Origin of the sequence: Streptomyces sp. NP160 (assembly GCF_006335115.1) — a bacterium.
Taxonomy (GTDB): Bacteria; Actinomycetota; Actinomycetes; order Actinomycetales; family Quadrisphaeraceae; genus Quadrisphaera.
The window spans coordinates 96,876-119,010 of sequence record NZ_VDMJ01000006.1; the positions used below are offsets into that span (position 1 = coordinate 96,876).

The window sequence follows — 22,135 nt, forward strand, 5'->3', positions numbered from 1 at the left end:
CTCGGCAGGATGTCAAGCAACCTTGACGTCGTGGGGACCCACGACGAGGAGGTGGCGGCCTTGGCGGCACTGGTGGCGCGAGCCGCGGACGACGACCCGCTGGAGGCGCTGGCCGCCCTGGCCGCGGCTCGCCGGGAGCTCGAGGCGCTGGAGGAGCTGGCGGTGCGCAGGGCGCGCGTGCGGTCGGCCTCGTGGGCCTCGATCGCCCTGGCCATGGGGGTGACCCGGCAGGCCGCCCACCAGCGCTTCCGGCTCTCGCGCTGGGGCGACCGCTGAGCGCACCCGCGCCCCCTCCAGCCGCGCCTGCGGTCCCGGTGCGGCGCGAGGGGCTGAGGACGCTGGTGCCCCACCTGCGCGAGCACCGCGGCCCGCTCGTCGCCGCGGCGGCCCTCTCGCTCGTGACGGCCGCGACGGGCCTGGCCCAGCCGCTGCTGGTGCGGCGCGTCATCTCCGCCGTCCAGGACGGCTCCCCCGCGGGGCGGGCGGTGGCGGTGGTGGTCGTCGTCCTCGTGGCCGGGTCGGTGGTCGGCGCCTTCCAGCAGTACCTGCTCCAGCGCACCGCCGAGGGCGTCGTCCTGGCCACGCGCCGACGGCTGGTCGGACGGCTGCTGCGCCTGCCGGTGGCCGAGCTCGACGCCCGGCGGACCGGCGACCTCATCTCGCGGGTCGGGTCCGACACCACGCTGCTGCGCGCGGTGGTCACCTCCGGTCTGGTGGAGGTGGCCTCCTCGGCCCTGCTCGCCGTGGGCGCCGTGGTCGCCATGGCCCTGGTCGACCCGGTGCTGCTCGCCGTGACGCTGGTCGCGGTGGGCGTGGGCGCGGCGGCGGGCGTCACCGTCGGCCGCAGGCTGCGCCAGCTCGCGCGGGCCTCCCAGGAGCGGGTCGGGGCGATGACCGCCGCCGTCGAGCGAGCACTCGGAGCGGTCCGCACCCTGCGCGCCTCCGGGGCCACCGACCGCGAGGTCGACGCCGTCGGGCGCGCCGCCGAACAGGCCTACGACGCCGGCGTCCGCGCCGCCCGCGTGCAGGCGGCCATCTCCCCCCTCGTCGGTGTGGCCGTCCAGGGCGCCTTCGTAGCGGTGCTCGGCGTCGGTGGGTACCGGGTCGCCAGCGGGGCGCTGTCCGTGGCGGACCTCGTGGCGTTCGTCCTCTACCTGTTCGTGCTGGTCCTGCCGCTGGGGCAGCTCCTGGGTGCGTACTCCCAGCTGCAGCTGGGACTGGGGGCGCTCTCCCGCGTGGAGGAGGTGCTCGCCCTCGACGAGGAGGACCCCGCGTCCCGCCCCGCCGCCGCGGCGGCCCCGGTGGTGGGGCCGGTGGTGGGGCCGGCGGGCGGGGTACCGCTGCTCGAGCTGGACGGCGTCGCCTTCGCCCACCCCGGCAGCGACCGGCGCGTGCTCGACGGCGTCTCGTTCCGCGTGGACCCGGGCACCAGGACCGCGCTGGTCGGTCCGTCCGGCGCTGGCAAGTCGACTCTCCTGGGCCTGCTGGAGCGGTTCGCCGACCCCGTCGAGGGCAGCGTCCGCCTGGACGGGACCGACCTGCGCGACCTGCCCCGCGCGGCGCTGCGCGCCCGGCTCGGCTACGTCGAGCAGGAGGCGCCCGTGCTCGCGGGCACCCTGCGGGAGAACCTGCTGCTCGCCGCGCCGCGGGCCACCGACGAGGAGGTCGCGGACGTGCTGGCGGCCGTGGGCCTCTCGGCGCTGGCCGAGCGGTCTCCCCTGGGGCTGGACGCCGAGGTCGGGGAGGGCGGGGTGCTGCTGTCCGGCGGGGAGCGGCAGCGGCTGGCCATCTGCAGGTCCCTGCTGGCCCGCCCCGAGCTGCTGCTCCTCGACGAGCCCACCGCGAGCCTCGACGCCCGCAACGAGGCCGCTCTGGCCCGTGCCCTCGACGCCGTGCAGCGGAGGGCGACGGCGCTGGTGGTGGTGGCCCACCGGCTGTCGACGGTGGTCGGCGCCGACCAGATCGTGGTCCTCGACGCCGGGCGCGTGGTCGGCACCGGGCGCCACGAGGAGCTGCTGGTCAGCACGCCGCTGTACCGCGAGCTGGCTGCCACGCAGCTGCTCGTGTCCGGCTGACCGCCTCGGGACCCGTCCTCCGCGGGCGAGCGGCGCGCGGGGCGTGCAGGCTCGGGAGGTGAGCACGATCCCCGGTGACGACCGCTTCGCCCAGCCCGTCCCCGGTCAGGTGGAGACCACCCCCGGAGACCCCCTCGACGCCGCCGCCGACCGGCCGCCCCTGCGGGTGGTGCTGCTCGACGTCAACGAGACCCTCAGCGACACCTCCGCGCTGGCCGCCGTCTTCGAGGACGCCGGGGCACCGGGCCACCTCGCGCCGGCGTGGTTCGCCGGCGTGCTGCGGGACGGGCTGGCGCTGGCCCTGCACGGCAGCTGCCCGCGCTTCGCCGAGGTGGCGCTCGCCGGCGCCCGCACCGCGCTGGCGGGAGCCGGCGTGGACCCCGGGCGGCTGCAGGACGCGGCGGTCTCCGTGGTGGAGGCGCTCGGGTCGCTGCCGCTGCACCCCGACGTCGTCCCCGGCCTGCGGGGCCTGCGCGACCGCGGCCTGCGGCTGGTGCCGCTCAGCCAGGGCGCCGCCGGGACCACCGACCGGCTGCTCGCCGCGGGCGGCGCCGGCGACCTCGTGGAGGGCGCGCTGTCGGTCTCCGACGCGCCGGGCGGGCTGTGGAAGCCCGCGCCGAGCACCTACGCGTGGGCGCTGGACCAGGTGGGCGCCTCGCCCGCGGAGGCGCTGCTGGTCGCCGTGCACCCGTGGGACCTCGACGGCGCCGCCCGGGCGGGCCTGTCGACGGCCTGCGTCGACAGGGCCGGTGGCTCGCCGTACCCGGACGTCATGGCCGAGCCCGACCTCGTGGTCCCCGGCCTGGACGCGCTCGCCGACCTGCTGCGCTGAGCGGGCGCGCTGCGCCCGCTCAGGACAGGCCGAGAGGACCCGCCAGGTACTGGTAGCCGACGAAGGCGACGACGTCGAGGAGCGTGTGGGCGACCACCAGCGGCATCACGCGGCGCGTGCGCCAGTACACGAGGGCGAAGACCACGCCCATGACGAGGTTGCCGAAGCCCGGTCCGTAGCCCTGGTAGAGGTGGTAGCTGCCGCGCAGCAGCGCGCTCGCCGCCACCACCCAGACCACCGTCCAGGTCTGCGGCGGCAGGCGGCGCAGCCACGCGGGCCGGCGCAGGCCCAGGCGGGGCAGCCGGTCGAGGAGGTAGGCGACCACGAGCACCTCCTCCAGCAGCGCGTTCTGCAGGGCGGAGAGCACGAGGACGGGCACCGTCCACCAGTTCTCGGCCAGCGCGGACGCCTGCACCTGGGCGGTGATCCCGACGGCGCGGCCGAGCACGTACAGGCCGAGGCCGGGGATCCCGATGAGGGCCGCCAAGCCGACCCCGTGCAGGAGGTCCCGGCCAGGACGGCGCAGGTCCAGGCCGATCCGCCGGCACACCCGCCCCACGGCCGGCAGCAGCGGGCCGCGGCCCGAGGTCCCCCCGGCGAGCAGGAACAGGCACAGCGCCACCGGCACGAGGGCGAAGCCGATGCCCAGCAGCTGGTAGGTCAGGTCGAGGTAGGGGCGCGGGCTGCGGGAGGGGTTGAGCGTGGCGGTGCCGGCCGCGACGCCGCCCGCGGCGGTGGCCAGCGCGATGAGCTGGACGACGGCGTAGACGCCCGAGCGGCCCAGCGACAGCGCCGCCACGAGCAGGACCTCGCCGAGGACCCGTCCCCGCTCGAGCGGCTGCTCCTCCACCTCGCCGACGGCGGCTCCAGCGGCCGTGCTGCGCTCCACCTGCGTCACGGGGCCAGTGTCCGTGCGCGCGCTGGGAGCCCCCTGGGAGCGTCAGCGGTGGACGGCGTCCGCTGCCCCACCCCTCGCCGGCTCGACGGCGGGCTCGGGAGCAGACCTGTCGTCGTGGCTGTCGTCGTGGCCGCCGCCGTGGCCGTCGTCGACCATCGTGGCCTCGTCGAAGGGCGTGCGGCCGGCCAGCACGTCCTTGACGCGGTCGTGGTCGACCTGTCCGGTCCAGTGGCCGATGAGCACCGTGGCGATGGCGTTGCCGGCGAAGTTGGTCACGGCGCGGGCCTCCGACATGAACCTGTCGATGCCCACGATGAGCCCCACCCCGCCCACGAGCTCGGGGCGGTGGCTCTGCAGGCCGGCCGCCAGGGTGGCCAGCCCGGCGCCCGTGACGCCGGCGGCCCCCTTCGAAGCGATGATCATGAAGACCAGCAGGCTGATCTGCTCGGGGATGCTCAGGGGCTGCCCGGTCGCCTCGGCGATGAAGATCGAGGCCATCGTCAGGTAGATCGCGGTGCCGTCGAGGTTGAAGGAGTACCCGGTCGGCACGACGATCCCGACCACCGGACGGGCCACGCCGAGGTGCTCCATCTTGGCGATGAGGCGGGGCAGCGCGGTCTCGGAGGACGACGTCGAGACGATGAGCAGGAACTCCCGGCCCAGGTACTTCAGCAGGCTGAAGACGTTGAGGCCGGTGGCCACCCGCAGCACCGTGCCGAGCACGAGGAACACGAAGATCGCGCAGGTGGCGTAGAACGCCAGCATGATGCGCAGCAGCCCGAGCAGCGCCTCCCACCCGGTGTCGGCGACCACCCCGGCGATGGCGCCGAAGGCGCCGATCGGCGCCACCCACATGATCATGGCGAGGACCTTGAAGACCACCTTCTGGAACACGCCGATGCCGCGCAGCGCCGCCTCGCCGGCGCTGCCGCCGAGGGACTGGATGGCGAAGCCCACGAGGAGCGCCACGAAGAGCGTGGACAGCACCTGCTCCTGCACGAGCGGGGAGACGAGCGTGGTGGGGATGAGGTTGAGGAGGAACCCGCCCTCCTCGGCCTCACCGGCCGGCGGCTCGTAGCCGCTGGCCCCGCTCAGGTCGAGCCCGTCGCCCGGGTGCACGAAGTTGCCGACCACCAGGCCGATGGCCAGGGCCAGCGTCGACATCGCCAGGAAGTACCCCAGCGCCAGGACGCCGACCTTGCCGACCGTGGCCGCGGCGCGCACCGACCCGATGCCCAGCACGATCGTGCAGAAGATGACCGGCGAGATCATCATGGTGATGAGCCGGACGAAGGCGTCCCCCAGCACCGACAGCGAGCTGCCGACCCCCGGGAAGAGCCCGCCGACGAGCGCACCGAGGACCACGGCCGCGATGACCGCGATGTAGAGCCAGTGCGACCTGTCGCGCCGGGTGCGAGGGGGCTGGGGCGGCTGGGCGGGCGCTGTCGACGTCGACACGCAGCCGGACGCTAGACCCGCTCGGGGCGCTCCGCCCGTCGACGCGGACCCCGGGGCGGCTCAGAGCAGGCCGAGGGCGGCGCGCGCCGCCCGCCCCGCCGCCGCGCCGTAGGAGCCGCCGAACAGCTGGGCGTGCACGAGCAGCGGGTGGACCTGGTGCAGCCGCACCCGCTCGCGCCAGCCGTCGGCCAGCGGTGCCGCCTCGTCGTACGAGGCCAGCACGCGCTCCAGGTGGGGCAGGCCGAAGAGGGCGAGCATCCCCAGGTCCGTCTCGGCGTGACCGCCGTGGGCGGCGGGGTCGACCAGGACGACGCCCTCCGCCGTCCACAGCGCGTTGCCGCTCCACAGGTCCCCGTGCAGCCGGGACGGAGGGCGCCCGTCGTCCCACGCGCCCTCCTCGAGCCTGGCGCACAGGCGCTCGAGCACCCGCGCGTCGTCGTCGTCCAGGGCGCCGGCGTCCCGGGCGGCCGCCAGGTGCGGAGCCAGCCGCAGGCGCGCGAAGAAGGCGCCCCACCCCCCGGGCGCCGCAGTCGCCCCGGGCGCGTGGGGCAGCCTCGCCGTGCCGATCCAGCCGTCGTCGTCCCACCCCGCCGGGGGTGAGCCGTGGTGCGGCGCGCCGGCGGCGTGCGTAGCGGCCAGCTGCCGGCCGAACCGCTCGGCCGCCCCGGGGGTCGGGGGCACCTGCTGCAGCCTCGGCAGGACGATCCGCTCGCGGGTCACCTCCAGGACCGGTGGCACGGGGACGCCGCCGGCGGGCACCGCCTCGGCGAGCCAGGCGAGACCGGCGGCCTCGACGGCGAAGAAGCCCTCCGGGGCGCTGGCGCGCGACTTCACGAACGGGTCGTCGGTGGCGCTGCCGGCGAGCTGGTGGTCGGGGGCACGCATCCCACGGTCTTACCGTGGAGGGGTGAGCACCGGCATCGTGGGCCTCGTCCTGTGGGGCACCGTCGTCGTCATCGCGCTGTTCGTCGCGCTGGTGGCTCGCGCCGCCTCCAAGGAGCGCCGCGAGGGTCCCCGCAGGCACCTGCGCGAGCCCGTCCTCAAGGGCTGGGACCAGGTCGTCCCGCCCGGCCAGGAGCGTTCCCGCCGCTGAGGACCCCCGGGCGGGCGTCGCAGGTGTCCCCGCGCCCCCGGCGGGGTAGGTCGTGGACATGACCAGCCTCCCCAGCACGAGCACCACCGCAGCGGGCACCGGCGCGGTGCCGCTCGGCGACACCGGCATCGACCTCCACCCGCTCTGCCTCGGCGGCAACGTCTTCGGCTGGAGCGCCGACGAGGAGGCCTCCCGCGCCGTGCTCGACGCCTACGCCGAGGCCGGCGGCAACCTCGTGGACACCGCCGACGTCTACTCCGCGTGGGTGCCCGGCCACACCGGCGGCGAGAGCGAGACCGTCATCGGCCGCTGGCTCGCCGACCGCCACCCCGGCGGCGGCGCGGTGCACGTGGCCACCAAGACCGGGGCCGCCGAGGGCGCCGAGCTGTCGCCGTCGGCCGTCGACGCCGCGCTGGACGCCTCCCTGGGCCGCCTCGGGCTCGACTCCGTGGCGCTCTACTACGCCCACCGCGACCAGGAGCAGCGTCCGGTGGAGGAGGTCGTGCGGGCCTTCGCCGCCACCGTCACCAGCGGGCGGGCCCGCGCCTGGGCGGTGAGCAACTGGAGCGCCGAGCGCATCGACGGCGCCGTGGCGGCCGCGCAGGAGGCGGGACTGCCCGGCCCGGTCGCCGTGCAGAACGCCGGGAGCGCCGTCACGCGCACCGACCCCGCCGTCGTCGCGGCCTGCCGCCGCCACGAGCTGCTGGCGATGCCCTACGGGGCCCTGGCCTCCGGGTTCCTCACCGGGAAGTACTCGCGCGGCGGCGAGGTGCCCGAGTCGGTGCGCGCCGAGGGCGTCGGGAAGCGCTACGGCGACGACCGCAGCTGGGCCGTGCTCGACGCGGTCCGCGCCGTCGCCGAGGCCCGCGGGGCGGAGCTGAGCACCATCGCGCTGGCGTGGCTGCGCGCGCAGGGAGCGGTGCCGATCGCCTCGGCCCGCACCCCGCAGCAGCTGCCCGCGCTGCTGGCCGTGACGGCCGTGGAGCTGTCCGCCGACGAGCTGGAGAGCATCACCACCGCGGGCCTGTGACGCGCCGACCGGCGGGTCCCCGGGCGGGGACCCGCCGGTCAGGCGGTCAGGCGTCTGGTGGTCAGACGGTGCGCGCGAGCTCCTCGGCGATGCCGGTGTAGGTGCCGGGCGTCAATGCGAGCAGGCGGTCGCGGGCGTCGCCGGGCAGGCCCAGCCCCTCCACGAAGGCGCGCATGCCGTCGGCGTCCACCCGCCGGCCCCGGGTCAGCTCCTTGAGGCGGGAGTACGGGTCGTCCATGCCGGGCACGCCCGCCACCGAGGCCGCCCGCATGACGGACTGCACCGCCTCGCCGAGGACCTCCCAGTTGGCGTCGAGGTCTCGCGCGAGGGCGCTCTGGTCGACGTCGAGCCCCGCCAGGCCCTTGCGGACGTTGTCCACCGCCAGCAGCGAGTGGCCGAAGGCGGTGCCGATGTTGCGCTGCATCGAGGAGTCGGTGAGGTCCCGCTGCAGGCGCGAGGTCACCAGCGTGGAGGCCAGCACGTCGAGCAGGGCGCTGGAGACCTCCAGGTTCGCCTCGGCGTTCTCGAACCGGATCGGGTTGACCTTGTGGGGCATGGTGCTGGAGCCGACGGTCCCCTGGCCGCGGACCTGCGCGAAGTAGCCCAGCGAGATGTAGCTCCACACGTCGGTGCACAGGTCGTGCAGGACGCGGTTGAAGCGGGCTACGTCGCTGTACAGCTCCGCCTGCCAGTCGTGGCTCTCGATCTGGGTGGTCAGCGGGTTCCACTGCAGGCCCAGGCCCTCGACGAAGGTGCGGGACACCTCCTGCCAGTCCGTGGTGGGGACGGCGACGACGTGCGCCGCGTACGTCCCGGTGGCCCCGTTGAGCTTGCCGAGGAAGTCGGCGCGCTCCACCCGCCGCAGCTGGCGGTCCAGGCGCGCCGCGGTGACCGCGAGCTCCTTGCCGAGCGTCGTGGGGGTGGCGGGCTGGCCATGGGTGCGGGCCAGGGCGGCGTCGCCGGCGGCGGCGTGCGCCATCTCCACCAGCTGGGCGTGCAGCGCTCGCGCGGAGGGCAGCCACACCTGCTGGACGGCGCCGCGCACCATGAGCGCGTAGGACAGGTTGTTGACGTCCTCGCTGGTGAGGCAGAAGTGGACCAGCTCGACGAGGTCAGCGGCGCTGCCGCCGGCCAGCTGGCGGCGCAGCCACACCTCCACGGCCTTGACGTCGTGCACCGTCTCGCGCTCGATCGCCGCCATCTCCTCCACGACCGCCGGGCCGAAGCCGTCGACCAGGGCGCGCAGCGAGGCGACCTCCTCGGCGGTGAGCCGGCGGGCGCCCGGCACGGAGCCGGTGGCGGTCAGGTGGACCAGCCACTCGACCTCCACGCGCAGCCGCTCGCGGTTGAGGGCCGCCTCGGACAGGTGCTCCACGAGGGGGGAGACCGCCGCGCGGTAGCGGCCGTCGAGGGCGCCGAGGGCGTAGCCGGCTTCGGCCAGGGGCGCCGACGACGACGGCGCAGCTGCAGGCGTGGGGGTGCTCACGGAGCCTCATCCTCCCAGGCGCGGCAGGACCCCCGCGCCAGGTGGCGCGGGGGTCCTGCCGGGCGCCCGCGGGGCGGGCGCGTCCTCGGCGTCGTCCTCGTCGTCGTCCTCAGGCGACGGACGCCACGCGGACCGGGATGCCGGCGGCCATGCGCAGGTGCGGGGTGTCGACGAGGAGCAGCTGGGCCTGCGGCTCTGGGACGGCGCCGGAGCAGCCGGCGGACCCCACCACCTGGCCCGGCAGCACCCGGTCGCCGGGGCTGACGCGCACCGAGCGGCGCTGCAGGTGGGGCAGCACGGCGTAGCGGCCGCCCCCGCAGTCGAGCACCACGTGGTTGCCCAGGACGGCGCGGGCGCCGAGCAGCTCGCGGGCGGCGTCCAGCAGGCCCCCGGCCAGACGGGCCAGGGTGCTCTGGCGGCAGGCGTGGTCGCGCACGCCGTCGATCACGCGGAGCACCGTGGCGTCGGCGGGGGCCACCACCGGCTCGCCGAAGGTGGCGGCGTCACCCACGGGCAGCAGGCCCAGGCGGCGGGCGGCCGCGGCGCGGCGGCCCGGCACCGGCACGGCCGCGGGGTCGGGGACGGCGACGTCGAGGACGAGGCCCACCGCGTGCGCGCGGCCGTAGGAGCCGGGGCCGGTGGCGCCGGAGTCGTCGGCCTCCACGCAGTGGCCGGCCAGCGGTGCGGACAGCAGCTGCACCGACGACCACCGGCCGCGCGGAGCGAGCACCGACAGCAGCGCCGCCGTCGCCACGAGCAGCACGCCGAGCAGCCCCGCGGCCGTGGCGGCGTCGCCGGCCTGCTGGGGCCAGGGCAGGGGCAGCAGGTGGAGGGCCACGCTGCTCACCACCAGGGCGCCGCCCAGCAGCGAGGCGGTGCCGCGGGCCCGCGCGCAGGCGCGGACGGCCAGCGGTGTGCGTGCGGGGGCCGCGACCAGCTCGAGGGTCGTCCCCGGTGACGTCCGCCCGGGCGGCGTCGCCTCGGCGCCGCCCTCCAGCAGCACCAGCTCGTCCAGCAGGGAGCGTGAGGGGTGCGGGATGTCCGGCAGTGCGGTCACTCGAGCACGCTAGGCAGGCGGAGCGCCGGATCTGCGGCGCCACGCCGGTGGGTCCACGGGGAACCTCGTGCGGACCCGTCGAGCGTCGGGCAGCTCTCGGGCGGGTCGTCAGGGCAGGCGACGGCCGCCGCGCGGCAGCACGGCGTCCCCGGCGCGAGCGGGGTCGAGGGGGACGTCCGTCAGGAGGACGGCGGAGCCGCGGCGCAGGCGCCCCGAGCCCAGCGGCTCGCACCGCAGCCCGCCCCGGCCCCGCAGCGCGGCGTGGGCGCCGGGCGCCAGCTGGCGGTCCATCCACGCGCAGGGAGCGGCGGGCCGGCGGCCGGCGAGCAGCACCGGGCCCTCGCCGCAGTCCAGCGCGAAGGTCCGGCCTCGCAGCGGCGCCAGCTCCGCTCCTCGGAGCACGACGTTGCGCCGGGCGAGGAGGGGGTCGAAGGGGGCAGCTCCCAGCTGCGCCGCGACCGCCTCGAGCGCTTCGACGGCGAGCAGGGTGACCGCGGCGTCCATGTGGGCGGCCTTGCCGAAGAACCTGTCGCCGACGATCCCCTTGCCGGCGACCACGTCGGCGGTCTCGCGGTCCTCTGCCGTCGGGCCGGCGTCGTCGCCCTCGAAGGGGAGCGGGCCGTCCTTGGGGCGGCCGAAGTACCGGTGCACGGGCGAGACCAGCAGGTGCAGCACCTCGACCGGCGTCCTGCAGACCAGCGGGGCCAGCGGGTCGGTCGGCTGCTCGGTCGGGCTGCTCACCGGTGCAGCAGCCCGGGCCCGCAGCGCACCTGCACCTGCGCCACGCGCCAGCCACCCGCGGCGGCGGCGGCCAGCACGGTCCCGGGGCCGGCGCCGTCCACGGCGCTCAGCAGCTGGCGCCGCACGGCCAGCGCGGGGACGGCGTCCGCCAGGCGCAGGGGCCGCCCGGCCGCGTCCCGCGGACCCGGGCGCCCGTCCGCCTCGGCCAGCTCGGCCAGCCGGCGGTCCATCCGCCGGGCCACCGCGGCGTCGAGCGCGCGGCGGTGCAGCGGCCACCTGAGCAGCGCCGCAGCGCCCCACCCCGCGCGCCGCACCGCCACGACGAGGTCGGCGCTCCCGCGAACCACCGGCTCGGCGAGCCGCTCCAGCTCGCGGGGGTCGACGCCGCTGCGACCGTCGAGCATCGCCACCACCGGAGCCGTCGTGCGCTCCAGCCCCGAGGTGCAGGCGGCCTCCAGCCCGTCGGGGGCGTGCGCGTCGAGGGGCGCCACCACCCCGCGGTAGCCCTCCGGCAGCCGCTCCAGCACCCAGGCCGGCGCCCGGCCGCGCGCCGCGGCGAGGACCGCGTCGACCCGGGCGGTTCCCGGTGGCGGGGAGCAGGCGAACGTCGGCTCGAGGTCTCTCGCGGCGTCCCGCACGCTCTCCACGAGGCCCGACGGTACGTCGCTGAGCACGTCGTGCGCCCACAGGTGCCGGTCCAAGGGCGCGTCGTCCACAGCTCCGGGCTCGAGCGGCGACGCGGTCGGGCCGCCGGTCGACCATCGCGGGGTGACCCAGACCACCTCGAGCGTCCTCGGCGGGGACGTCCGCGACCTCGCGGACGACCTGCGGGACCTGGGCGTCCACGCAGCCGCCGCTGCTGCTGCGGGTGACGCGCTGGCCGAGCTGGCGGGCCGTCTGCGGCTCGCTGCCGCGACCGTCGAGGCTCAGGCGGCCGCGCACCGCGGCCTGCTCGCCGTCGACTGGACCGGAGCCGCTGCGACGGCGTTCGCCGGGCTCGTCGCGGTGCGCGTGGTGCAGCTGGAGCGCCTCGCCGCCGACCTGGCGGGCCTCGCCGGCACGGCGTCGCGGAGGGCGGCTGCCGGTGACGCCCTGCGGGCCGCCGCCGGGTGGGCGTCGTGAGCCCGGGCACCGGCCTCGACGTCTCCGGTGGGGTGGGAGGAGCGGGAGCCGAGCTGGACGACCTCGACCACGCCGTGACCGTCCTGCACCGCGGCGCAGCGGACCTGGAGGACGCCGTCACCGGCCTGGACCTGGGGCGGAGCCTGGTCCTGGGGATCGACGGGGTGCTGGCGGACCCGGGGTCCGTGCTCGCCCTCGAGGGGGAGCTGGTGGCGCTCCGCCACGAGCTGCAGCGGCTCGCCGAGAGCACCGAGGGGCTCTCCCGGCTGGTGGCCGCCTGCGCCACCGGGTACCGGACCGCGGAGGAGGCCGAGCGCCACCGCTGGGCGGCGCTGGGCGCGCTGGTGGGGTCGGCCGATCCCCTGCTCGTCACGGCCGGCTGGGTGGTCACCCGGAACGTCTCGGCGTGGAGGCGGTCGTCTCCGGACACCGGCGGGGGAGCGCCCTCCGCCGCCGGAACCCCCGCGGGGACGGCGGCCGGGCCCCCTGGCGGACCACCGGGCGGGCTCCAGCTCCCGGCCGACCCTCCTGGACCCGGGCTCAGCGGGTGGCTCCCGGACAGCGCCGACCCGCAGCTGTCCCGGGCGCCAGGCGGTCCCGTCCCGGCGCTGCCCGGTCCAGCGCTGCACGGTCCGAGCGCACCCGGTGGACCGCACCCGGGGGCCGCCCAGCACCCGGACGGCATGACGCTCCTCGGGCGCCTCGTCGGCCCGGGGGAGGAGCCCTTCTTCGGGATGCTGGCCGCTGCTCTCGTCGGACCCGCGGCGCTGGTGGCGCCGGCGGCCCCGCTCCTCGCGGGGAGGGCGGCGCGGGCCGGCGCCGCCCAGGGCATCGGGACGAGCCGCAGGACGGTCGTGGTCCCGGAACCCGTGCCTCCGGCGCAGGCCGCGGCCGGGCCTCCGGCCGGGGTCGGTGACCTCTTCCGGCGCATCGGGGAGACCGCAGGCGCTCCGGGCTCGGCGCTGCACGTCCGCGTCGAGCGGACCACCCACGCCGACGGCAGCCGCTCGGCGGTGGTGTACCTGCCCGGCACGGAGGACTGGTCGACGGGGTCCAGCAACCCGGCCTCGCTGGACGCGATCCTGCGCGGGGTCGCCGGGGACCGGTCCGCCTACACCGACGCCGTCCTGCAGGCCGTGGAGCGGGCCGGGGTCGGAGCGGACGAGCCGGTCATGCTGGCCGGCTACAGCCTGGGCGGCGTCGTGGCCGCCCAGATGGCGGCCGACCCGGCCGTCCGGTCCCGCGTCGACGTGCAGGCCGTCGTCACGGCGGGGGCGCCCATCGGCCACGTCGACCTGCCCTCCCACGTGCAGGCGCTGGCGCTGGAGCACACCGAGGACCTCGTGCCCGCCCTCGACGGCATCGCCAACACCGCCTTGGAGTCCCACCAGGTCACCGTGAGGGCGCCGACGCCCGGTCAGCTGGGCGCCCACGCCCTCGAGGGCTACGCGCTGCTCGGTGACGCCGTCGACGGTTCGGACGACGTCTCGCTCACCGCCAGCCGCGAGGCGACCGGGCGGTTCTTCGCCGGGCCCGGCTCCACTTCCGTGGTCACCGAGGTGGAGGCCCGCCGGGTCAGCCGGTGAGCAGCCGGGTCAGGCCCGGGCGCGCTCGCGGCGCTCGACGCGCAGGTCGTCCATGTCCTCCAGCTCGCGGCCCTTGGTCTCCGGGACGGCCTTGAGCACGAAGAAGAAGGACAGCAGGGCCAGCACCGTGTACAGCCCGTACGCCAGGGGCAGACCCACCTCCGCCAGCGGCGGGAAGGTGGTGGAGATGACGAAGTTGGCGATCCACTGGGCCGCGGCGGCCACCGACAGCGCGGCGGCGCGGATGCGGCCCGGGAACATCTCACCGAGCAGGACCCAGACCACGGGGCCCCAGGTGATGCCGAACGAGACGATGAAGAGGTTGGCCGCCACCAGGGCCACCGGGCCCCAGGGAGCGGGCAGGGACAGGTCCTGGCCGTCCGCGGTGCCCTGGGTGAACGCCAGCGCCATGGCGCCCAGGGACGCGGTCATGCCGAGCGAGCCGGCCAGCAGCATCGGGCGGCGGCCCACCTTGTCGACCAGGGCGATGGCGATGAGCGTCACGAGCACGTTGGTGACGGCGGTGATGACGGAGAACAGGCCCGACTGCTGCTCGTCGAAGCCGACCGAGCTCCACAGCGAGGTGGAGTAGTAGAAGATCACGTTGATGCCGACGGCCTGCTGGAAGACCGAGAGCAGGATGCCGACCCAGACGATGGGCTTCAGGCCGAGGCGCGGACCGCGCAGGTCCCGCAGGGACGGCTCGCGCTCGGCCGCCAGGTGCTTGGCGATCTCGGCGATGCGGCGCTTCACCAGCCCGCGGTCCTTGAGGCCCTGGATGCTGGCCAGCACCCGCCCGGCCTCCTCCTGGCGGCCCTTCGCCACGAGGTAGCGCGGGGACTCGGGCACCGCGAGCGCGAGCGCCGCCCAGACCACCGCGGGGATGACGCCGACGAGGAACATCCAGCGCCACGCGGGCAGGCCGAGCCAGAAGTCGCTGGCGGCGCCGTCCGCAGCGCCGGCGAGCAGGGCGTTCGAGACCAGGGCGGACAGGATGCCGACCGTGATGGCGAACTGCTGCAGCGAGCCCAGGCGCCCGCGGATGGCCGCGGGGGAGACCTCGGCGATGTAGGCCGGGGCGATCACCGAGGCGGCGCCGATGCCCACGCCCCCGACGGCCCGCCAGAGGATGAGGTCCCACACGGCGAACGCCAGGCCCGAGCCGATGGCGCTGACCGCGAAGATCGCCGCGGCGATGACCATGACCCGCGTGCGGCCGAACTTGTCGGCCAGCGGGCCGGCGAACCACGCGCCGACCGCCGCGCCGAGCAGGGCGCACGAGACGGTGAACCCCTTGAGCAGCGCTCCGATGCTGAACTGGTCCGCCAGGGCGTCCACGGCGCCGTTCACCACCGAGGAGTCGAAGCCGAACAGGAAGCCGCCGACGGCGGCGACCACGGCGATCGCGACGACCTTCCCGGTGGTCTTCTCCCCGCCGGCGCGAGTGGTCCCGCCGCTGCCCTGCGTCGTGCTGCTCACCCGGGCACCATCCTCCTGACGGGGTGGCCGCGCACGCCGAGAGCGCACCGTGATCACACCTCCGGGTGAGGCGGCGCGCGGCATACGGTGGCGCCCGTGAGCAGCCCGTCCTCGTCGTCGTCCTCGTCGGCTCCGCGCCTGCGCGCCGCGGTCAGCGCCCTGCCCGGCTACCTGCCCGGCCGCCCCGCGCCGGTCGGTCCCGGCGGGGCCTCCTACAAGATCTCCTCCAACGAGAACCCCTACCCGCCGCTGCCCGCCGTGCTCGAGGTGGTCCAGCGCGCCGCCGCAGAGCTCAACCGCTACCCCGACATGGGCTCGGCCGACCTCGTCCACGCCCTGGCCGAGCACCTCGACGTGCCCGCGGCCCGCGTGGTGCCGGGCACGGGGAGCGTGGGCGTGCTGGGCTCCGTGCTGCAGGCGGTCTGCGAGGCCGGTGACGAGGTGGTCTTCGCGTGGCGCTCGTTCGAGGCGTACCCGATCGTCGTCGGGCTCTCGGGGGCCACGCCGGTCCCGGTGCCCCTGGACGGCGCGGGCCGGCACGACCTCGGCGCGATGGCCGACGCCATCACCGACCGGACCCGCCTGGTGCTCGTCTGCACCCCGAACAACCCGACCGGGCCGGTGGTGGGCGCCCAGGAGCTGGAGGCCTTCCTGGCGCGCGTCCCGCGCGACGTGCTGGTGGTGGTGGACGAGGCATACCTGGAGTTCGTGAGGGACCCCGCGGCCGCCGACGGCCTGGCCGTCCACCGCGCCCACCCGAACGTCATGGTGCTGCGCACCTTCTCGAAGGCCTACGGCCTCGCGGGGCTGCGGGTCGGCTACGCCGTGGCCCACGAGCCGGTCGCCGAGGCGCTGCGCCGCACCGCGGTGCCCTTCGGCGTCTCCGGCATCGCCCAGCTGGCGGCGGTCGCGTCGCTGCAGCAGTCGGACGCGCTCCTGGAGCGCGTGGACGCCATCGTCGACGAGCGCGAGCGGGTGGCGGCCGAGCTCACCCGCCAGGGCTGGCGGATCCCGCGGTCCGAGGCGAACTTCGTCTACCTGCCCGTCGGCAGCTCCACCCCCGACCTCGTCGCCGCCTGCGCGGAGGCGGGCATCTCGGTGCGCGGCTACGCGAGCGACGGGGTGCGGGCCACCGTGGGCGACGTCGCGGCGGACGACGTGCTGCTGGAGGTGTGCGGGGCGTTCCTGCAGCGCTGGAGCCCGGACCGGGTGGGCTGACCAGCCCGTCGAGGTGGCCCTGCGAGGACGGGGTGGCGCGCCGCTTCCGCTGAGACCTACGGGACCGTAAGGTACGGTTCCGTAGGTAATCCAGCACAGGAGGTCGCGTGCCCCCCGTCGCCCCCGCGCCGCAGGTCCCGGTGCAGCTGCTCAGCCCCAGCGGGGTCCGGCGCAGCCGGCAGACCGACGAGCACGAGCACCCCGAGACCGAGCGCTACGCCGGTCTCGTCGACGAGGTCGGCCACGAGCAGCTCCGCGCCCGGTACCGCGACATGGCGATGGTCCGCCGGTTCGACGTCGAGGCGACCGCGCTGCAGCGCCAGGGCGAGCTGGCCCTGTGGGCCAGCTGCACCGGCCAGGAGGCCGCCCAGGTGGGCGCCGGCCACGGCCTCGCCCCGCAGGACCACGTCTTCCCCACCTACCGCGAGCACGGCCTGGCCTGGGTCCGCGGCGTCGACCCGCTGCAGGTGCTCCAGCTCTACCGCGGCGCCAGCCACGGAGGGTGGGACCCGAGCGACCACGCCTTCCACCTCTACACGCTGGTCATCGGCGCGCAGCTGCCCCACGCCACCGGCTACGCCATGGGCGTCCAGCGCGACGGTCTCGTGGGCACCGGCGACCGTGGCCGCGACACCGCCGTGATGGCCTGCTTCGGCGACGGCGCCAGCTCCCAGGGCGAGGTCAACGAGGCCCTGAGCTGGGCCGGCGTCTTCAGCGCCCCGGTGGTCTTCTTCTGCCAGAACAACGGCTGGGCCATCTCGGCCCCCGCCTCCCGCCAGAGCGCCGCTCCCCTGCACGCCAGGGCCGCGGGCTTCGGCATGCCGGGGGTGCAGGTGGACGGCAACGACGTCCTCGCCGTCGAGGCCGTGGTCCGCGCGGCCGCCGACCGCGCCCGCAGCGGCGCCGGCCCGACCCTCGTCGAGGCCGTCACCTACCGGATGAACGCCCACACCACCTCCGACGACGCCGGGCGCTACCGCACCCGCGAGGAGGAGGAGTCCTGGCGCGCCAAGGACCCCCTCGCCCGCGTCGAGGCCCACCTGCGCGCCACCGACGGCGCCGACGACGCCTTCTTCGACGCCGTGCGCGAGGAGTCCGACGAGCTGGGCGCCCGCGTGCGCCGCGGGGTCCGCGAGATGTCCGACCCCGCCCCCACGTCGATGTTCGACCACGCCTACGCCGCCGAGCACCCGCTGGTCGCCTCCGAGCGCGCCTGGCTGGAGACCTGGCTGGCCACCGAGCCGGAGGAGGCCCGATGAGCGCCACCACCACCCGCCCCGCCACCACGAGCAGCACCGGCGCGCCGGGCGGCGCCGGGCCGGCCGCGGCACCCGCCGGCCCCACCACCCTCACCCTCGCCAAGGCCATCACCGCGGCCCTGCACGACGCGATGGCCGCCGACGAGAAGGTCCTGCTCATGGGCGAGGACATCGGCCGCCTCGGCGGCGTGTTCCGCGTCACCGACGGCCTGCAGGCCGCCTTCGGCGAGGACCGCGTGGTCGACACCCCGCTGGCCGAGGCGAGCATCCTCGGCACCGCGGTCGGCCTCGCGCTGCGCGGCTACCGGCCCGTCTGCGAGATCCAGTTCGACGGGTTCGTCTACCCGGCCTTCAGCCAGATCGTGTCCCAGCTGGCCAAGATGCCCGCGCGGCTGGCGGGCACCGCCCAGCTGCCCGTCGTCGTCCGGATCCCCTACGGCGGCGGCATCGGCGCGGTGGAGCACCACAGCGAGTCCCCCGAGGCGTACTTCGCCCACACCGCGGGCCTGCGCGTCATCACGCCCGCCACCCCGCAGGACGCCTACTGGATGCTGCGGCAGTCGCTCACCCAGCCCGACCCGGTCGTCGTCATGGAGCCCAAGCGCCGCTACTGGGACAAGGGCTCCGTCGACACCTCCGCCGCCGCCCTGGCCTCCGCGCCGGGCCTGCACTCCGCGCGCGTGGCCCGCCCCGTCAGCGACGCCCGCGTCTCCGAGGGCGGCGCCGTCACCGTGGTCGCCTACGGCCCCACCGTCCGCGTGGCGCTCGACGCCGCCCTGGCCGCCGCGGAGGAGGGCGTCGAGCTGGAGGTCGTCGACCTGCGCAGCCTCTCGCCGCTGGACGTCGGCGTGGTCGAGGCCAGCGCCCGCCGCACCGGGCGCGTCGTCGTCGTCCACGAGGCGCCGGTCTTCCTGGGCATGGGGGCTGAGGTGGCCGCGCGCGTCACCGAGGGCTGCTTCCACTCCCTCGAGGCGCCCGTGCTGCGCGTGGGCGGCTTCTCCGTGCCCTACCCGGCGGCCCGCATCGAGGAGCACTACCTGCCCGACGCCGAGCGCCTGCTCGACGCCGTCGACCGCGTGCTCGCCTGAGCACCCGGCACGCGACCACCGCAGTGACCACCGCCCGTGAGGAGGCGTCCGTGACCAGCACGACCAGCTCCACGAGCACCCAGCACTTCCTCCTGCCCGACGTCGGCGAGGGCCTCACCGAGGCCGAGGTCGTCAGCTGGCGCGTCGCCGTCGGCGACGTCGTGGCCGACGGCGACGCCGTGGTCGAGGTGGAGACCGCCAAGTCGCTGGTCGAGCTGCCCTCGCCGTTCTCCGGCACGGTGGTCGGCCTGCTCGTGCCCGAGGGGACGACCGTGGACGTCGGCACACCCCTCATCGCCGTCGAGACCGCCGCACCCGCGGCCGGCTCCGGCGCCACCCCCGACCACCCGCACCGGCCCGCGCCGGTGGCGCCCACCGGGCAGGGCGGCTCGGGCCTGGAGGGCGGACCCGTCTCCGCCGTCGACCACGAGCACGAGGTGGAGCGGGAGGCGGTGCTCGTCGGCTACGGCGTGCGCCCCGCCACCCACGGCCACCCCGCCCGCCGCCGGCGCACCGTGCGCAGCCAGCGGCCCGGCGCCCCGACCGGGGCGCAGGCCCCCACCGCGCCGTCCGCCCCGCGCCAGGGCGGTGCCTCCGACCGCCCGCTCGCCTCGCCGCCGGTGCGCGCCATGGCCCGCGACCTCGGCGTGGACCTGGCCCGCGTGGTCGCCACCGGCGACGGCGGCCTGGTCACCCGCGACGACGTCCGCGCCTTCGTCGACGCCCGCGGCGCCCTGCCCGAGGCGCCGGCCGCGCAGCCCGGCCAGGTGGTCGAGCTGCCCGACGGGGGTGCCGGCAGCCCCGTCGGCGCTCCGAGCGCTGCGTCGGAGCCGGAGCGCGAGACCCGCATCCCCGTGCGCGGCGTGCGCCGCGCCACCGCGCGGCAGATGGTGGCCAGCGCCTTCACCGCTCCCCACGCCACCGCCTTCGTGACCGTGGACGTGACCCGCTCGATGAAGATGCTCGAGCGGGTCCGCGCCGAGCGCGAGTTCCGCGACGTGCACGTCTCCCCGCTGCTCCTGGTGGCGCGGGCGGTGTGCCTGGCGGCGGCGCGCCACCCCGGCATCAACGCCAGCTGGGACGAGCTCGCGCAGGAGATCGTCATCAAGCACTACGTCAACCTCGGCATCGCCGTGGCCTCGCCGCGCGGCCTGCTCGTGCCGAGCATCAAGGACGCCCACGAGATGTCCCTGGTGCAGCTGGCCCACGCCCTCGGGGACCTCGTCTCCACCGCGCGCGCCGGGCGGTCCCAGCCGGCCGACCTGTCGGGCAGCACCCTGTCCATCACCAACATCGGCGTCTTCGGCGTCGACTCCGGCACGCCGATCCTCAACCCCGGCGAGGCGGCGATCCTCTGCGTGGGCCAGGTCGCCAAGAAGCCGTGGGTGCACAAGGGGAAGGTGAAGCCGCGCGACGTGGTGGAGCTGTCGGTCTCCTTCGACCACCGCCTCGTCGACGGGGACCTCGGCTCGAAGTTCCTCGCCGACGTCGCCCGCGTCCTCGAGCGGCCCGACACCGCCCTGCGCTGGGCCTGAGCCCGTCCGGGACCGCGACCGGGCGCTCGGCGGCGGCCGGTGGGTGCGGGCCGTCAGTCGGTGCTGAGCCGGCCGGCGAGGTAGCGCAGGGCCGCCAGGTAGCCCTCCGGGCCCATGCCGGCGACGACGGCCGCGGCCACCGGCGAGATGTAGGAGTGCGCCCGGAACGGCTCGCGCGCGTGCACGTTGGTGAGGTGCACCTCCACCAGGGGGGCGGTGAGCTGGGCGCACGCGTCGCGCAGCGCCACCGACGTGTGGGTCCACCCCGCGGGGTTGAGCACCACGCCGGCGCCGAGGTCGGCGGCCTCGTGGACCCAGCCGATCATCTGGCCCTCGGTGTCCGTCTGGCGGCACGTGAGCTCGAGCCCCAGCTCCGCGGCCACCGCCGTGCAGCGGGCCTCCAGCTCGGGCAGCGTGGTCGACCCGTACACCGCGGGCTCGCGCAGGCCCAGGCGTCCGAGGTTGGGGCCGTTCAGCAGGAAGACGGGTGCGCTCACGGCGCCTAGGGTGCCAGCCGTGTCGAGGACCCTGCAGGTGAGCGTGCTCCAGGTCGGCTACGACGACGACGAGCCGGTGGCCGCCCGGGTGGAGCGCGTGGCGCAGCTGGTGGCCGACCAGCGCGGAGCCGACCTGGTGGTGCTGCCCGAGCTCTGGGCGCCCGGCGGCTTCTCCTACCGCGAGTGGGAGGCCCGCGCCGAGCCGCTCGACGGACCCACCGTGCGCGCGCTCGCCGACGCCGCGCGCGCCGCCGGGGCCGTCGTGCACGGCGGCTCGCTGGTGGAGCGCACCGAGGAGCCCGGCCCGCAGGGCCGCCACCTGTGGAACACCTCGGTGGTGCTCAGCCGCGACGGCGGGCTGCTGGCGAGCTACCGCAAGGTGCACCGGTTCGGCTTCGGAGCCGGCGAGCCGCTGCTCATGGAGGCCGGCGAGGACGTCGTCGTCGTCGACCTGCCGTGCGGACCGTCCGGCGAGGCGGTCCGCACGGGCCTGGCCACCTGCTACGACCTGCGCTTCCCCGAGCTCTTCCGCCGCCAGGTGGACCTCGGCGCCGAGCTGGTGCTGCTGCCGGCCGCCTGGCCGGCGGCACGACTGGCGCACTGGCGGCTCCTCACGCGCGCCCGCGCCGTGGAGGACCAGGTGCTGCTGGTCGCCGTCGGGACGGCGGGCACGCACGCGCGCACGCCGATGGCCGGGCACAGCACCGTCGTCTCCCCGTGGGGGGAGGACCTCGCCGAGGCCGGCGACGGGGAGCAGGTGCTGCGCGTGGGCCTCGACCTCGGCGAGGTGGCCCGCTGCCGCGAGCAGTTCCCGGTGCTCGCCGACCGGCGCCTCTAGCGACCAGCCCGTCAGCCCGTCAGGCCGTCGCGGCGACGGCCTCGTGCAGGGCCGTCGCCGTGAGGTCCACCACGTCGTCGACGTCGCCGGGGCTGCTGGCGAAGGGCAGCCGCAGGTGGAGGCGGTCGCCGTCGGACAGCACGCCCAGCACGGTGGTGCCCCGCGCGTCCACGGCGACGGGCAGCGCGTCGGCCAGGTCGGCGGTGCCCCGCCAGGAGGGGCCGTCGAGGAGCATCCGCGACCGGGCTGCGGGGCCGCACCGGCGCAGGCCGTCGAGGAGCTCCTCGCGCAGGTCCACCCGGAGGCGCTCCAGCGCCTCGGCCTCCCAGTGCGCCACCGGGTCGGGGACCGCGGCGGCGAAGGCCGCGGCGTCGACCTCCTCGCAGCGCGGCGCGCGGTGGCAGTGGACGTGCTGGACGGTGCCGCGCAGCAGGCGGCGCCCGCGCCAGCTGCGCAGCGCCGAGGCGAGGCTGTGGCAGCTGGCCAGCAGCTCCAGCGCCGCCGGGCGCTGCGACGGCGGCACCTCCTCCAGCTCGAGCCACACCTGGACGCTGGCCAGGGGCACCGTCGCGTCGGGGAGCGCCGCGCTGCGCTCCACCTCCAGCACGCTGGTGCCGGGCGGCGGACCCACGGGCGGCAGGTCGGGCAGCACCGCGTCCGGAGGGAGGAGCAGCACGACGCGGCCCTGCTCGTCGCAGCCGTGCAGGACGCCGGTGCTGCGCCACCCGGCGACGGCGAGGACGGCGACGCCGGAGCCGGCGGCGACCGTGCGCGCGGTCACCGCGGCGGGCAGGAGGGCGGTCGAGGCGGGGGACGCGGGGGAGGCGGTCACGGACGGCAGTC

The 22,135-nt window shown here is 76.6% G+C and carries 22 protein-coding genes; 12 read left to right on the top strand and 10 right to left on the bottom strand.

The window, feature by feature from the left end:
* The first annotated feature begins 9 nt into the window (after positions 1–9).
* The 3 genes from FHN55_RS04525 (at position 10) to FHN55_RS04535 (ending at position 2,907) form a co-directional block, all read left to right on the top strand.
* On the top strand, positions 10–276 hold the full coding sequence (locus tag FHN55_RS04525) for a hypothetical protein (RefSeq protein ID WP_218974345.1): 267 nt from the start codon (positions 10–12) through the stop codon (positions 274–276).
* A gap of 65 nt (positions 277–341) precedes the next feature.
* On the top strand, positions 342–2,075 hold the full coding sequence (locus tag FHN55_RS04530) for an ABC transporter ATP-binding protein (protein ID WP_257570693.1): 1,734 nt from the start codon (positions 342–344) through the stop codon (positions 2,073–2,075).
* 58 nt (positions 2,076–2,133) lie between these two features.
* Positions 2,134–2,907: an HAD family hydrolase gene (locus tag FHN55_RS04535; protein ID WP_218974346.1), complete on the top strand. Its 774-nt coding sequence runs from the start codon at positions 2,134–2,136 to the stop codon at positions 2,905–2,907.
* 19 nt (positions 2,908–2,926) lie between these two features.
* Here the strand turns inward: FHN55_RS04535 and FHN55_RS04540 are convergent, their stop codons facing one another.
* From FHN55_RS04540 to FHN55_RS04550, 3 genes are read right to left on the bottom strand one after another with little or no spacing between them, the layout of a single operon-like run.
* On the bottom strand, positions 2,927–3,805 hold the full coding sequence (locus tag FHN55_RS04540; protein WP_257570694.1) for a CPBP family intramembrane glutamic endopeptidase: 879 nt from the start codon (positions 3,803–3,805) through the stop codon (positions 2,927–2,929).
* Between the two features lie 42 nt (positions 3,806–3,847).
* Entirely contained in the window at positions 3,848–5,263 is a 1,416-nt protein-coding gene (locus FHN55_RS04545) for a cation:dicarboxylate symporter family transporter (protein WP_139711056.1), read from the bottom strand.
* 60 nt (positions 5,264–5,323) lie between these two features.
* Complete coding sequence (locus tag FHN55_RS04550; protein WP_139711057.1) at positions 5,324–6,148, bottom strand: fructosamine kinase family protein; 825 nt, start codon at positions 6,146–6,148, stop codon at positions 5,324–5,326.
* Between the two features lie 22 nt (positions 6,149–6,170).
* On the opposite strand from FHN55_RS04550, the gene FHN55_RS04555 reads away from it, so the two are divergent.
* The gene (locus FHN55_RS04555; RefSeq protein ID WP_139711058.1) at positions 6,171–6,356 is read left to right on the top strand and encodes a hypothetical protein; all 186 of its coding nucleotides are present in this window, start codon (positions 6,171–6,173) and stop codon (positions 6,354–6,356) included.
* A 58-nt stretch (positions 6,357–6,414) separates the two neighbouring features.
* The gene (locus FHN55_RS04560; protein ID WP_139711059.1) at positions 6,415–7,386 is read left to right on the top strand and encodes an aldo/keto reductase; all 972 of its coding nucleotides are present in this window, start codon (positions 6,415–6,417) and stop codon (positions 7,384–7,386) included.
* A gap of 61 nt (positions 7,387–7,447) precedes the next feature.
* Here FHN55_RS04560 and purB read toward each other — a convergent pair whose 3' ends face one another.
* The 4 genes from purB to FHN55_RS04580 form a co-directional block, all read right to left on the bottom strand.
* The gene (gene purB / locus FHN55_RS04565) at positions 7,448–8,872 is read right to left on the bottom strand and encodes an adenylosuccinate lyase (protein WP_139711060.1); all 1,425 of its coding nucleotides are present in this window, start codon (positions 8,870–8,872) and stop codon (positions 7,448–7,450) included.
* 109 nt (positions 8,873–8,981) lie between these two features.
* Entirely contained in the window at positions 8,982–9,929 is a 948-nt protein-coding gene (locus FHN55_RS04570; RefSeq protein WP_139711061.1) for a M23 family metallopeptidase, read from the bottom strand.
* A 108-nt stretch (positions 9,930–10,037) separates the two neighbouring features.
* Positions 10,038–10,670, bottom strand: a complete 633-nt coding sequence (locus tag FHN55_RS04575; protein ID WP_218974347.1) for an MOSC domain-containing protein — start codon at positions 10,668–10,670, stop codon at positions 10,038–10,040.
* Positions 10,667–11,386, bottom strand: coding sequence for a hypothetical protein (locus FHN55_RS04580; RefSeq protein ID WP_139711062.1), 720 nt, complete (start codon positions 11,384–11,386; stop codon positions 10,667–10,669). Before FHN55_RS04580 ends, FHN55_RS04575 begins: the two co-directional genes overlap by 4 nt.
* A gap of 52 nt (positions 11,387–11,438) precedes the next feature.
* On the opposite strand from FHN55_RS04580, the gene FHN55_RS04585 reads away from it, so the two are divergent.
* On the top strand, positions 11,439–11,792 hold the full coding sequence (locus tag FHN55_RS04585) for a hypothetical protein (protein ID WP_139711063.1): 354 nt from the start codon (positions 11,439–11,441) through the stop codon (positions 11,790–11,792).
* Positions 11,789–13,378 carry a hypothetical protein gene (locus tag FHN55_RS04590; RefSeq protein WP_139711064.1) on the top strand — a complete coding sequence of 530 codons (1,590 nt, stop codon included), beginning with the start codon at positions 11,789–11,791 and terminating at the stop codon, positions 13,376–13,378. The genes FHN55_RS04585 and FHN55_RS04590 overlap by 4 nt, the downstream gene beginning before the upstream one ends.
* A gap of 9 nt (positions 13,379–13,387) precedes the next feature.
* Here the strand turns inward: FHN55_RS04590 and FHN55_RS04595 are convergent, their stop codons facing one another.
* The gene (locus FHN55_RS04595; protein ID WP_257570696.1) at positions 13,388–14,857 is read right to left on the bottom strand and encodes a sugar porter family MFS transporter; all 1,470 of its coding nucleotides are present in this window, start codon (positions 14,855–14,857) and stop codon (positions 13,388–13,390) included.
* Between the two features lie 96 nt (positions 14,858–14,953).
* Between FHN55_RS04595 and FHN55_RS04600 the strand changes: the two genes are divergently transcribed.
* The 4 genes from FHN55_RS04600 to FHN55_RS04615 all read left to right on the top strand — a co-directional run bounded on the left by FHN55_RS04600 (position 14,954) and on the right by FHN55_RS04615 (position 19,957).
* Positions 14,954–16,075 (top strand): histidinol-phosphate transaminase, encoded by a 1,122-nt coding sequence (locus tag FHN55_RS04600; protein WP_139711066.1) that lies wholly within the window; start codon positions 14,954–14,956, stop codon positions 16,073–16,075.
* Positions 16,076–16,182: 107 nt separating this feature from the next.
* Positions 16,183–17,334, top strand: a complete 1,152-nt coding sequence (locus tag FHN55_RS04605; protein WP_218974348.1) for a thiamine pyrophosphate-dependent enzyme — start codon at positions 16,183–16,185, stop codon at positions 17,332–17,334.
* Positions 17,331–18,422 carry an alpha-ketoacid dehydrogenase subunit beta gene (locus FHN55_RS04610; protein WP_139711067.1) on the top strand — a complete coding sequence of 364 codons (1,092 nt, stop codon included), beginning with the start codon at positions 17,331–17,333 and terminating at the stop codon, positions 18,420–18,422. The genes FHN55_RS04605 and FHN55_RS04610 overlap by 4 nt, the downstream gene beginning before the upstream one ends.
* A gap of 50 nt (positions 18,423–18,472) precedes the next feature.
* Complete coding sequence (locus FHN55_RS04615) at positions 18,473–19,957, top strand: dihydrolipoamide acetyltransferase family protein (protein WP_139711068.1); 1,485 nt, start codon at positions 18,473–18,475, stop codon at positions 19,955–19,957.
* Between the two features lie 53 nt (positions 19,958–20,010).
* Here FHN55_RS04615 and aroQ read toward each other — a convergent pair whose 3' ends face one another.
* Positions 20,011–20,454, bottom strand: coding sequence for a type II 3-dehydroquinate dehydratase (gene aroQ / locus FHN55_RS04620; protein WP_139711069.1), 444 nt, complete (start codon positions 20,452–20,454; stop codon positions 20,011–20,013).
* Between the two features lie 31 nt (positions 20,455–20,485).
* Here aroQ and FHN55_RS04625 point away from each other — a divergent pair, with 31 nt between their 5' ends.
* A complete protein-coding gene (locus FHN55_RS04625; protein WP_139711208.1) occupies positions 20,486–21,292 on the top strand; it encodes a carbon-nitrogen family hydrolase in 807 nt (268 codons plus the stop codon).
* Between the two features lie 19 nt (positions 21,293–21,311).
* On the opposite strand, the gene FHN55_RS04630 is transcribed toward FHN55_RS04625, so the two are convergent.
* A complete protein-coding gene (locus FHN55_RS04630; protein ID WP_139711070.1) occupies positions 21,312–22,124 on the bottom strand; it encodes a hypothetical protein in 813 nt (270 codons plus the stop codon).
* Positions 22,125–22,135: the final 11 nt, after the last annotated feature.

Excerpts from the sequence above, each read along its gene's own strand:
- FHN55_RS04525 (WP_218974345.1), top strand. The coding sequence starts at position 10 with ATGTCAAGCAACCTTGACGTCGTGGGGACCCACGACGAGGAGGTGGCG.
- FHN55_RS04550 (WP_139711057.1), bottom strand. The coding sequence starts at position 6,148 with ATGCGTGCCCCCGACCACCAGCTCGCCGGCAGCGCCACCGACGACCCG.
- FHN55_RS04560 (WP_139711059.1), top strand. The coding sequence starts at position 6,415 with ATGACCAGCCTCCCCAGCACGAGCACCACCGCAGCGGGCACCGGCGCG.
- FHN55_RS04610 (WP_139711067.1), top strand. The coding sequence starts at position 17,331 with ATGAGCGCCACCACCACCCGCCCCGCCACCACGAGCAGCACCGGCGCG.